The following is a 12,026-nucleotide window of genomic DNA, read 5'->3' as shown; positions in this document are numbered from 1 at the left end:
CCCGTTCACCACGTGCCGCTTGAGAAGAACCCTATATTGTCTACTATTTTTATATAGAAAGGAGATTGCTCTGTTGCGCATCCTGAGCAAAAATATTTCTGTTCTTGAGCGCAGAGGCAGAACGAGCGCAAAATATGTTCGGCAATGGAGGAGCTCATGCAACTCCGTGTCAACGGCGTGGCAGCCAACCTCAAGACAAAGAAGGCCGGAACATCATATCCGATGGTCCGGCCTTCAATTTGTAAGCCGCTAACAAAAAAGACGGCCCGTATAATTCAAGCTCACCAAGCACAACGCTTGGCGTGGAGCCGACTATTCCAGCGGTATCGCGACAAAACGCAGATTGCCTTGCGCGTCGGCAATCATCATATGCGCATTCTTGCGTCCGGCAGACTTCAGGCCGTTGACGCGCACCATCACGTCGCCGGGGACTTCCATGAAATCCTGGCCGACTTCAACGATCACATCGCCCGCCTTGACGCCCTTCTGCTCTGCAATGGAACCGGGCGCAACGCTTGCCACATAGACGCCCTCAACGCTTTCGGCGACGCCCTTCTCGCTCTTCAACTCGTCGGTCAGCGTCACGAGGTTCATGCCGAGCACAGTCTGCGCTGCCTCGCGTGTATCGGGCGCCTGCTGCTCGGTTTCGCCGTTCTTCTGATCAGGCGCGGTCATTTCGCCACCCTCACCATCTTCAGGCATGGCGTCGTCGCTGCCGGCGCCGGGCTGCTGATCTTCGGCACTATCCTGCAACTGGCCGAGCTTGACCTTGACCGTCTCCTCCTTGCCGTCGCGGAGCACCACGACATCGACTTCCTTGCCCACCGGGCTTTCGGCCACGATCCGCGGCAGGTCACGCATCTCCTGGATCGGCTTGCCATCGAAATTCAGCACCACATCACCCGGCTTGATCGGCCCGTTCTCAACCGGACCGCCCTTCACAACGCCTGAAATCAGCGCGCCCTTGGCGGTGTCCATGCCAAGGCTGGAGGCAATATCGTCGGTGACGGGCTGAACGCGCACGCCAAGCCAGCCGCGACGCGTCTCGCCAAACTCGATCAGCTGCTGCACGATGTTTTGCGCAAGCTCGGTTGGTACGGCAAAGCCGATACCGATCGAGCCACCGCTCGGCGAAATGATCGCCGTATTGATGCCGATGACTTCACCCTTCATGTTGAAGAGCGGACCACCAGAGTTGCCCTTGTTGATGGCGGCATCGGTCTGAATGAAATTGTCATAGGGACCGGCATTAATGTTGCGGCCGCGAGCCGAGACGACGCCGACGGTCAGAGATCCGCCGAGGCCGAAAGGATTGCCGATCGCCATGACCCAATCGCCGATGCGCATGGTGCGGGAGTCGCCGAACTTCACCGCCTTCAGCGGCGCTTTCGGCTCGACCTTCAGAACGGACAAGTCCGTCTTGGTATCGGTTCCCACGAGCTTTGCCTTGAGCTTGGTACCATTGGGGAAGATCACCTCGATATCGTCAGCGCCTTCGATGACGTGATTGTTGGTGACGACGTAACCCGCCGGATCGATGACGAAGCCGGAGCCTAGCGAATTGACCTTCTCTCCGCTCTCGGGCTTCTGGTTGTCGAAATAGTCCTTGAAGAATTCCTGGAATGGCGAACCATCCGGGATACGCGGTGGCGTCGGACCCTTGCCCTCCGCCTTCACGCTTTGCGATGTCGAAATATTCACCACCGCATCGAGAAGCGGCGCCGCGAGATCGGCAACGGAAGCTGGCCCATTGGTCTGCGCCATCGCACCCACCGGCACAGCCACACCACCGGTCACGATGGCAAAGGCGGCCAGACCGGCAACGCTGCTGCGGAAAGGCGAAAATCGGGTCACGGGCATCAAGCGTCCTCGCATCTGCAAATAGTAGCCTCAAGCTTTAGTAGCCAAGCATAAGGCGGAATGATGAAGTGTGAAAAACCTTTTCGTGAAGAGCACGCGAATCTTCGCGCTCCTTCCACTGCAAATGAAGGCCTATCGTAAAGCCCTGACCATCACACCTATTTTCTTCCATAAGAAAAGGCCGCTCAAGGCGGCCTTTTCAATCTCGTATATCCAACAATCAGTTCGCTGGCGCCTGTGCCGGCGCCGTGGCAGGCGCTGGCGGAACTGCGGGTGCTGCACCCTGCGGCTGCGTGCCGTTGATGTTGTTGAAATAGCGGAAGAAGGTCGAATCAGGTGACAGAACCAGGGTCGTACCGTTACCCGTCAGCGCGTTGGTATAGGCGGTCATCGAGCGGTAGAACTCGAAGAAGGCCGGGTCACGCTGGAAGGCTTCACCGAAGATGCGGTTGCGTTCGGCATCACCCTCACCGCGCAGCACTTCGGACTGGCGCTGGGCATCGGATTCAAGCTCGACGACCTGACGATCGGCGATAGCGCGACGACGCTGGCCTTCTTCGTTACCGCGGGCGCGGATCAGTTCGGCTTCCGCCAGACGCTCCGACTTCATGCGCTCGAAGGTCTGCTGCGAGACTTCCTGCGTCAGATCCGTACGACGGATGCGGACGTCGACGATGCTGATACCGAGCGACTCGGCGTCAGGACGCAGATCGTCGCGCACTTCCTGCATCATCGATGCGCGGGCATCCGACAGAGCGGATTCGAAGCCACGCAGACCGTAGACCCGGCGAAGCGATGCATCGAGACGCGTGCGCAGACGCGTTTCAGCAGAGAGCTGATCGCCCGACACGGTTTCGCGGAAGCGACGTGCATCGGTGATGCGATAGACCACGAAAGCATCGACTTCGTAGAACTTGCCGCCCGAAACCTGAACACGAATGTTGTCGTGGTCAAAGCGCAACGCGCGGTTTTCGATATACTGAACGCGATCGGCATCCATGAAGGCGAATGGCAGCTTGAAGTAAAGGCCTGGCTGCGTCTTCACATCCTGGATCTGACCGAAGCGGACGACGATTGCCTGCTGCCGCTCATTCACGACGAAGACCGAGGAGTAGACGAGGAAGAACAGGATCGCGAGGCCAACGAGAATTGCCGTAAGACGATTGCTCATATCAGTTGCCTCCCTGCTGTGCTGCGCCGGTATTGCCGCGCATCATTTCATTCAGAGGCAGATATGGCACTACGCCCTGCTTTTCATCGATAATGATCTTGTTCGAACCCTTGAGGACCTGCTCCATCGTTTCGATGAACATGCGCTCGCGGGTCACTTCCGGTGCCGTTTGGTACTGGTCGTAGATCGAGATGAAGCGCTGAGCCTCACCCTGAGATTCGTTGACGACACGGCTCTTGTAAGCGTTCGCCTCTTCGACGATCTGGGCTGCCTGACCGCGTGCCGCACCAAGCTTCTGGTTGGCGTACTGGTTGGCTTCCTGCACGAAGCGATCTTCATCCTGCTCGGCACGCTGCACTTCATCGAAGGCATCGGCGACTTCGCGCGGCGGTGCCGCATCCTCGATCGCAACCGCATTGATGGAGATACCGGCACCGTAGCTGTCCATCGTCGCCTGGATGATGGAGCGAACATCGGCGGCAATCGCCTGACGATTGTCACGGAAAATATCCTGCGCCGGACGGCGGCCAACGACTTCGCGCATCGCGCTTTCAGACACCTGCTGAAGGGTTTCAGCCGGCGTATCGACGTTGAAGAGATAGGATTTCGGATCGGAGACCGTATAGAGAACCGAGAACTGGACGTTGACGATGTTCTGGTCGCCGGTCAGCATCACGCCGGTGGCAGCCGACGAAGACGTCGCACGTGCACCGATATTCTGTTGCTGCTCTGTCACCTTGACGATCTCGACAGTCTCGATAGGCCAGAAGTGATAATGGAGACCCGGCATCGACACTTCGTTCTTCGGCTTGCCGAAACGAAGTTCTACGCCGCGCTCGTCCGGCTGGACGGTGTAGATGGACTGAATGCCGATAAAGGCAAGAACCACGAGAACAAGGATGGCCACGACGCCACCATTGAAGCCGCCCGGCAGCATGCGCTTGAAGCGATCCTGACTGCGACGGATGATTTCTTCCAGATCGGGCGGGCCGCCATTGCCGTTACCGCCGCCTCCGCCACCGCCGCGTGGCCGGTTTGGCCCTTGTCCCCAAGGTCCACCCTGGTTGTTTCCTCCGCCGCCGCCATTATTACCGCCGCCGCCGCCCCAAGGGCCACCGCCGCCATTCTGATTGCTCCAGGGCATTCATACCTCTTTGTTATAAAAACTTTCCCGCTCCCTCTCCAACGCGCTTTTGCGATGCCGGCGGGAATATCGTCCTCGTTATAAGAAGGCGAAGCGTCTGTTTCAACGCAGGGGCGGTAACTTAATACCAGATCGACCCAAATAGTTCACTTTGCCGCACCGTGGCGCTGATAGGTTGCGAAACGCACGGCGTAATCGTCTTTTTCCCCGGCTGGCAGGGCAGTTTCGTCGGTTTTCTCAAAAACGGCCGGATCGATTTCCGGAAAAAACGTGTCGCCATCCAGTTCGACCTCCACATGGGTGACGGAAAGTTGATCGGCGAAGGGCATAGCCTGGCGGTAAATTTCGCCTCCACCGGCCACATAAACCGCCTCCACACCAAGCTCTCGAGCTTTGGATTTTGCTCGAGACAGCGCTTCCTCAAGCGAGGAAACGACCTCCACGCCGTCAGGGCGATAATCCGGGTTGCGGCTGACGATGATATGCGGACGACCGGGCAACGGCCGCTCGCCGACGGAGAGAAACGTCTTGCGCCCCATGATCATCGGCTTGCCCATGGTCTCAGCCTTGAAGCGCTTGAGATCGGAAGACAGCTTCCAGGGCATGTCCAGCTCGCGCCCGATAACATTGTTGCGGGACACGGCAGCGATCAGAATGATGCGGGGTTCACTCATACCGCAATCGGCGCCTTGATGCTTGAATCAGCTTCGTAGTTCTCCAGCGTAAAGTCTTCGAACTTAAAGGCAAACAGATCCCGCACATCCGGATTGAGCCGCATGGTCGGCAAGGCCTTCGGCGTCCGCGTCATCTGCAACTTCGCCTGCTCAAAGTGGTTCGCATAGATATGGGCGTCACCCAACGTGTGAACGAAATCACCAGGCTTCAAACCCGTGACCTGCGCCACCATCAGCGTCAACAGGGCGTAGGAGGCAATGTTGAACGGCACGCCAAGGAAGATATCGGCCGAGCGCTGGTAGAGCTGGCAGGAGAGCTTGCCATCCGAAACATAGAACTGGAACAGGCAGTGGCATGGCGGAAGCGCCATCTCGTCCACCAGCGCCGGATTCCAGGCAGAGACGATGTGACGGCGCGAATTGGGATTGGTCTTCAGGCCTTCGATCAAAAGCTGAATCTGGTCGATATGGCGACCATCCGGTGCGGGCCATGAGCGCCACTGCGCGCCGTAGACAGGCCCGAGATCGCCCTTCTCATCCGCCCACTCGTCCCAGATGGTCACGCCGTGTTCCTTGAGATAGGCGATGTTGGTGTCGCCCTTCAGGAACCACAGCAGCTCATGGATGATGGAGCGCAGATGAAGCTTCTTGGTGGTCAGCACCGGGAAGCCTTCTGAGAGATCGAAACGCATCTGGTAGCCGAAGACAGAGCGGGTGCCCGTACCGGTGCGATCGCCACGATCGCTGCCCGTTTCCATCACATGCCGAAGAAGATCGAGATATTGCTTCATGTCATTCCGCCACCGAGTCTCTATGGGGTTGTTATACCCCTTCCCGGCAGCGGAACCAATCGATGGACTCGGTTCGTCACAACTTTTGCGCCTAGACCGTATCAAGCTTTCCGAGATGCTTGGCCACGAGGTAGTAGAAGGTCACACGGGATTTGCTGCGGTCTGCCGCCATCGCGTTGGCGGTTGCGTCAATCGCGGCATCCGCCTCTGCGCCATCGACGCCGAGCTTCTTGGCGCACCATCCGCTCTTGACCCGAGCAAGCTCCTCCGGATCCGACGACGACACCAGCGCCGAGTCGCGATTGCGAAGCGCGATACCCAAATATTTGACGATCTTATTCACCACACCTTCATCGGCATCGGCATCGTACTTCTTCACATCTGCAAGATAGTCCGTCATGTCCTCATCCTCCATGTTGAGCAGCCAGATCGCATCCACGGCCACTTCAGGGAGAAGATGTGCCAAGCCTGCAACCGCGTCAAGAATCTCATGCAACCATCTGCGGGCAAGTCCTTTACCGAAATGTCACAAGGCCTCTTTCCTCAGCGCGCGGAAATGCCTATATGACCTCTGCCGGATGCAAATCCGGCTATGGCGATAAACGGTCGATGGAATAAACCTATTGGACCCGGGGGCGGTACCCGGCGCCTCCACCAAAAACCGGCGGCTTCTTGAGAAAAGGCCGGCTTTTGATGGGGGCGAAATAGGATCGACAAGGGCGTAAAGATCGAACTTTTGCTCGGCATGATACCGCCGTTATCGGGTCACAAGTGTAGTTGCAAATGACAACAACGCTAAGGAATACGCTCTCGCTGCCTAATGGCGGTGCGGGAATTCCGCTCTAAGTCCTTACGGTTAGCCCCGTAAGGCGGGGTTCGGAGGTACCTGGCAACAGAAACCTCCACCTTCTCCCCTCTCTTGAAATTCGCTATATGGTGCGCCTGACTCGCTTCTGGTACGCTTGAGATCGCGCATATATTTGCCGCGGTTGAAGGCTAAAACATGCTGCAGGCGATGAAGGCTTTTTCGTTGCTGCGCACTAAGACATTGCGTATACTCAGGTAAAAGACGTTCGAATAAGGAAAGACAGGACCGTATGGGGCAGGATCATATCCGTTACGACATTCTCGCACAGGATGCCCTTCGCGGCGTTATCCGCAAGGTTCTGAGCGAGGTTGCGGCCACTGGCCGGCTGCCGGGCGATCACCACTTCTTCATCACGTTCCTCACCGGCGCGCCGGGTGTGCGGATCTCGCAGCATCTCAAGGCGAAGTATGCCGAGCAGATGACGATCGTCATTCAGCACCAGTTCTGGGACCTGAAGGTGACCGAAACCCTTTTCGAGATCGGTCTGTCCTTCTCCGACACGCCTGAAAAGCTCGTTATCCCCTTCAACGCCATCCGTGGCTTCTACGACCCGTCGGTCAACTTCGAACTCGAATTCGACGTGCCTTTGGCCGAAGAGGAAGAGGTTCAGGAAGCGGAAATCACCGCCTACCCTGCACCCGCTGAAGCCAAGGTTCAGCCTTCTGAAGAGAAGAAGACGGACGAAGAAAAGAAGGCCGGCTCGGTCGTCTCTCTGGATGCTTTCCGCAAGAACAAGTAAGGCGCTGGCGCTGTCCTCAACGCGGTGCTGACCAATGAGAGGGCCTCATGACGGGTGATGTCGTCAACCTGCGCCAGTTTCGCAAGCAGAAGGCGCGCTCCGAGAAGGAAAAACAGGCGGAGCAAAACCGCCTGTCATTTGGCAGAACGAAATCCGAAAAGTCTCTGACAACCGCCTTGAATAACAAGGCTGAGCGCCAGCTAGACCAAGGCAAGCTTGATCGTCGGGATGACGAGTCCGAATAGGTTCCGCAGCCAAGATCTTCGCCTACCACCTCACAGCAACGTCGCTCCAAAAGCTTTGCCGCATTCAGTTCTCGAACTCGGGTTCGCAGCATCGGCCCGAAAATCGGACTCGATTTTCGGAAGGCACGATGCGTCGATTCAGAAACGCAAGGCGCTTTAAGCACCTCGTTCATTGAAGGCAGTATGCCGCCTGCCCTCTTGATCGCGAAGCTGTGATGCTTTCTGCTAGCGCGCGCACGGGGCCGAGCTTCTCACCACACACCAAAACGCGTATCCCACCCGACATTCCGGATGGTGTCGACAGCATCGGACTTTTTTCAGCTTCTCTTTCGATATCGCTCATCCTGGATGAGAAGTGGTGGAACCGAGGACACATAACAACGTTATCGAACGCAAGCTCCTATACATTTCATGGACTTGCAGGCAGAAAATGAATCAGATTGGCACCCTCTTGAATCGGCTTGGAAAGCAGCGACCTTGATACGCAAGCACTCCACGACTCTTCATGGTCACCGCACAAGCATCTCATTGGAGGATGCGTTTTGGGACGAACTCCGCGCGATTGCGGAAAAGCGGAAGATGAGCTTCGCGTCCCTGTTGGCGGAGATAGATGACAACAGATCGGAAAGCAGCAACCTGTCATCGGCGCTTAGGGTCTATGTGCTGATCTGGCTCAAGAGTCAGAAGTAGACGAGCCACCCCACTTTGCCCAACACTGACGCGTGGCAGCAAGCGTCACCTCCTTATTGAGGTGGGGATGCGTTCGACGGATCGGAAAACTGCCTGATCACATCCTGCGTCGGCGGAACTCTGAGCGTCGGCGTCGCCTCAGGTGTCTGCTGCTGGCGCTGCAACCGCTCCTGTTGCTCCTTCTCCGCCTGCAGACGCTCCTGCGCCAAAGCCCTAAGCCGTTCCTCTTCCGCCTTCCTTGCTCTTTCCTCCGCCTCTGCCCGTTCCTTTGCCGCCTGCCGCTCCGCCGCCTGGAAGCGATAAAGCGCAACCTCGCGTCGTAGCCGCTGTTTTTCCAGCACGCTCGCCTGTAGCGCTTCCACACGGCGGCGCTCCTTTTCAAAGGCGCGAAGAGAGAGATAGCCGGTGAGACCGGAAACATCTGTCGTCAAAGCTGGCTGCGCCAGAGGACCGACATAGTTCAGCCGGATGGAAGGGGTGGCACCGGCGAGCTCCTCGATGCCCGGCTTGTAGTCGAGCTCAAGACCTCCGGTCAGCGTTTCATCGGCAATATTCAGCGACAGATCACCTTTGAGGGACAACTGGTCTGTGGATGCCGTGACATTCTGCATCTTCAGGCTGCCATCGCTGATGGTGAACGGCATGGAGATCTGACCCAGCGTAACGTCACCTTGCCAGAGTTGTTGATCCACCAATGGGCGAACTTTTGCCGCGTCGATATTGCCCTGCAGGCCAGCAGCCGCTTGAAGCCAGGGCTGGAAGGCATTCGGGTTGATGCCACGCAGAACCAGATCATTGGTGCGGATTTCACCTGAGCCGCTGGCGGATGTCAGCAATTCGCGGACACTCTTGCCGGTTGCTTCGGCCGTCACATCAGCCGCATAGCGGCCCGTCGACACCGGGCTGTTGCCGCTCTTCCAGATGATGCCTTCAGGATTGGCCCCGGAGATGGCGAGCTTGGTGCGGAAGATTCCAGCCCCCTCGCCCGTCGCCATCGCCATTCTTCCGGACAGTTTGCCGCCCATCCAGTCGCCCGCGATATTATCAAGCGACAGCGTGCCGTTTCCATGGGTCATCGAGAAGGACGATCCGGTGACGGTGCCGAAGGGGCCGACCTCAAATTTCGCCGCCTTGACGGACAGTGCGGCCTCGATCTTAGGGAAGGACGGAAGCGCGACCGGCTTGGCGTTCAGCCCGCCACTTTCCGGATCGATGACCGGTCCATACATGGCGTCACCCAGCCACGCCATATCGACGCTCGCAAGCGAGATATCGCCTGTCACCTTGTAGGGCGCTGCACGCGATAGTGCGACATTGCCGGAAAAGGCGTTACCGCCGGCCTGGCCAATCAGATTGGCAAAAGTGGCCTTTTCCTTGTCGACGGAAAGCTTGGCATTTGCCTTGGTCGACATCCCGCCACCAAGCTGCGGCAAGCCAACGGCGTTCATGATAAGATAAGGCTCGATATCCGCACTTTCGAGCGCGAGATCGGCGCTGCCTTCACCGAAGGTCTCGGGCGCAAGCGAAAAGCTGCCGCCAGCCGTAAAGTGGGTGCGTTCCGTGGAGAAGCGGAAATCCGTCTGCATCGCAGAACCGAGGCTGCCATTGAGCTTGACCGAAAGCAGACCTTCGCCATCCGCATCGAAAGGCAGCGGATCAAGCCCCGCCTGGCCGAAGAGGATCGCAGTCGACTGGTTCTTGAGAACCGCTTCCAGCGTCAGCGCGGTATCGTCCGTGATCGAGAAGAAGTCCGGCAACTTGGCAACCGCCGAGAGACGGCTGCCATTGATCGTGCCGGAAACGGCGGCATTGGCACCGCCACTGTTGCTATCGACGGAAAGATCGACGGTGACATCCGAATTGGCGTACCAGGGAGCGCTTCTCACCAGACGATCCAGCAGCGGATGGTGTGGCAGTTTCTGGCGGATCAGTTCAAGCACTGGCTGCATGTCTGCGGCGCGCAGATTGATGTTGCCCTTGCCGCCATATTTCAGCAGTGTTCCTTGCAGCTGTCCCTTGGCATGCACCTCGGCACCGGCAATATCGCCAGCCGTCATCGTATCGAGCGAGAGAACGCCGTCCGACACCGTAAAGGCGGTCTCGACCTTGTTCGCCGTTACACCCGCCATATTGAAACGGTCGGCCTTGAATTTCGCGGCGATGCGCTCATCGAAGACGGATGCGCCATTCGGATCGCCAAGAACAAGGCTCCCAAGCGCTTTCAGCGCGTCGAGATCGATCTCGTCTCCGGCAAGATCGACATCGATGCTCGACCCCTTATCCGTCGTCTGACGCAGCAGGCTGCCGCGCAAAGATGCCCGGCCGATGGCAAGTTCGAGATCGTTGAAGCGCTGCGCCTTTGTCGTCAGCGAGACCTTGGATGAGAAGCCGGCAGCGTTGAGCTGGCGGATTGCCGGATCGACGCTGCCCGTCAGCCAATTGGCAAGGCCGGACGGCTGGTTGGAAGCAACCAGAAGATCACCATTAAAGGCGGGGCCATCAGTCAGCGTCAGCGAGCCTTTGGCCTCGAACTGTGTGCGGCCTGGCAGCACGGCAACGGCATTCACCACCTGCCACCCTGCCCCGTCAGGTCGCACATCAAGCCGAATATCGCGAATGGTTGTGTCGTCGGAGATGAGCGCGGGCAGACTGATGCTGGCCTTACCCGGCACCTGCGGCACCGGAATGCGCGCAATCAGATCGGCAAAAGCCTCGATACGCTGACGCACCGACACTGTCGGTACGCGGGATGTCTTGCCGCTGGACGGGACCGGAACCGGCGTCAAGCGGTTGAAATCGATCTGCTGCCCGTCGGCGGTCAGCAGGAACTCAGGCGCCGCACCCGTATCGAGCGTGGCTTCGCCGGTGACGATATAGGGATTGTCGATGGCGCCCAGCTCCATGCGGTAGCTGGGAATGCGCAGGCGCCCGTTGGTCAGTTCAAAGCTGCCGCGTGTGCGCGGTGCCGAGAAGATCGACTGATCCTGCTTCTGCTGCCCCTTCTGCTGTTGATTGTCGTCACGGCGGAAATTGAAGGCGAAGGAACCGCTATAGACAGGACGACCAGCCGTCGCGCCAATGCCGCCATCAAGATCGATCTCGACGGGATACTCATCCGGCTGCAGCCGCAGGCGAAGTCCCATGCGGCCGACCGTCGGGTCCGGCTCGCCGCTTGAAAGCGAAAACGATCCGGCGTGGCCATCAATCGCGGCCCGACCTTCAGCCCGCCACGGCCCTGCGAGTGACTTTGCCGACATCGCCGCATTCAGCCCGGTGATGGTGCGGTTGCGACCGGATTGCTCGTCGATGAACTCGATCTGCCCGTCTTCGATGTTGACGCTTTCAAGCACCACGGTGCGGGCCGGAATCTCGACGCGGCCGCCACGCATCCAGTCCAGCGTGCCATCCTTCAGCAGCCGGATCTTCGCTTTTGGCTCTTCGATACGCATGTCGAAGATGCGCGCTTCTCCTGAAAGAAACGGCGCGAGTTCGGCATCCATGGAAAAACGTGCCACCTGAATGAGCGGCGAGCCATCGGCGTCGGTGCCTGCTCTCACATCATGCAGCGTCACCGATGGAAAAGGCAGAAGCCGGGCTTCGACCGGTCCGTGCACCACGACCTTCTTGCCCAGAATGCGGCTTGCCTGATCTTCGAAGTCGCGACGGAAGTCGGTCCAGTCGATGAAATAGGGAATCAGAAGCGCCGCAAAGAGCGCCACAACCAGCAGTCCGCCCAGAAAAACCAATATGCGTCCGAGCACGACCCGTCGTCTCCCATAATCACCGCTGAAAACTAGCGGTTTTTCGCCCTAGGGCAAGCATCATTTGGTCGAAAGCCCTTTGC

At 58.3% G+C, this 12,026-nt stretch carries 10 protein-coding genes and 1 other RNA gene; 4 read left to right on the top strand and 7 right to left on the bottom strand.

Translation table 11 applies throughout. The features are described from left to right. Positions 1 to 312: 312 nt before the first annotated feature. The 6 genes from ACTJKV_RS08110 to ACTJKV_RS08085 form a co-directional block, all read right to left on the bottom strand. Positions 313 to 1,860, bottom strand: coding sequence for a Do family serine endopeptidase (locus ACTJKV_RS08110; RefSeq protein WP_274102215.1), 1,548 nt, complete (start codon positions 1,858 to 1,860; stop codon positions 313 to 315). Between the two features lie 220 nt (positions 1,861 to 2,080). Continuing rightward, complete coding sequence (gene hflC / locus ACTJKV_RS08105) at positions 2,081 to 3,031, bottom strand: protease modulator HflC (protein WP_113327924.1); 951 nt, start codon at positions 3,029 to 3,031, stop codon at positions 2,081 to 2,083. Between the two features lies 1 nt (position 3,032). Next, positions 3,033 to 4,175, bottom strand: coding sequence for an FtsH protease activity modulator HflK (gene hflK / locus ACTJKV_RS08100; RefSeq protein ID WP_113177649.1), 1,143 nt, complete (start codon positions 4,173 to 4,175; stop codon positions 3,033 to 3,035). Between the two features lie 146 nt (positions 4,176 to 4,321). Continuing rightward, positions 4,322 to 4,849: a dihydrofolate reductase gene (locus ACTJKV_RS08095; protein WP_274102214.1), complete on the bottom strand. Its 528-nt coding sequence runs from the start codon at positions 4,847 to 4,849 to the stop codon at positions 4,322 to 4,324. Then, positions 4,846 to 5,640: a thymidylate synthase gene (locus tag ACTJKV_RS08090; RefSeq protein ID WP_062426556.1), complete on the bottom strand. Its 795-nt coding sequence runs from the start codon at positions 5,638 to 5,640 to the stop codon at positions 4,846 to 4,848. The genes ACTJKV_RS08095 and ACTJKV_RS08090 overlap by 4 nt, the downstream gene beginning before the upstream one ends. A 91-nt stretch (positions 5,641 to 5,731) precedes the next feature. Then, positions 5,732 to 6,040: a DUF2853 family protein gene (locus ACTJKV_RS08085; RefSeq protein ID WP_274102278.1), complete on the bottom strand. Its 309-nt coding sequence runs from the start codon at positions 6,038 to 6,040 to the stop codon at positions 5,732 to 5,734. Positions 6,041 to 6,174: 134 nt separating this feature from the next. On the opposite strand from ACTJKV_RS08085, the gene ssrA reads away from it, so the two are divergent. The 4 genes from ssrA to ACTJKV_RS08065 all read left to right on the top strand — a co-directional run bounded on the left by ssrA (position 6,175) and on the right by ACTJKV_RS08065 (position 8,182). Beyond that, positions 6,175 to 6,547, top strand: a transfer-messenger RNA (tmRNA) gene (ssrA, locus tag ACTJKV_RS08080). Positions 6,548 to 6,737: 190 nt separating this feature from the next. After that, on the top strand, positions 6,738 to 7,247 hold the full coding sequence (locus ACTJKV_RS08075) for an SspB family protein (RefSeq protein WP_062426554.1): 510 nt from the start codon (positions 6,738 to 6,740) through the stop codon (positions 7,245 to 7,247). A gap of 47 nt (positions 7,248 to 7,294) precedes the next feature. Further along, a complete protein-coding gene (locus tag ACTJKV_RS08070; protein ID WP_274102212.1) occupies positions 7,295 to 7,492 on the top strand; it encodes a DUF4169 family protein in 198 nt (65 codons plus the stop codon). A 477-nt stretch (positions 7,493 to 7,969) separates the two neighbouring features. Beyond that, positions 7,970 to 8,182 (top strand): ribbon-helix-helix domain-containing protein, encoded by a 213-nt coding sequence (locus ACTJKV_RS08065; protein ID WP_062426641.1) that lies wholly within the window; start codon positions 7,970 to 7,972, stop codon positions 8,180 to 8,182. A 53-nt stretch (positions 8,183 to 8,235) separates the two neighbouring features. Here the strand turns inward: ACTJKV_RS08065 and ACTJKV_RS08060 are convergent, their stop codons facing one another. Continuing rightward, complete coding sequence (locus ACTJKV_RS08060) at positions 8,236 to 11,943, bottom strand: AsmA family protein (RefSeq protein WP_274102211.1); 3,708 nt, start codon at positions 11,941 to 11,943, stop codon at positions 8,236 to 8,238. Between the last annotated feature and the right edge of the window lie 83 nt (positions 11,944 to 12,026).

The sequence above is a fragment of the Agrobacterium sp. 22117 genome, assembly GCF_052045735.1.
GTDB classification, from domain to species: domain Bacteria; phylum Pseudomonadota; class Alphaproteobacteria; order Rhizobiales; family Rhizobiaceae; genus Agrobacterium; species Agrobacterium cavarae.
This window is presented reverse-complemented; position numbering and strand designations above follow the sequence as displayed.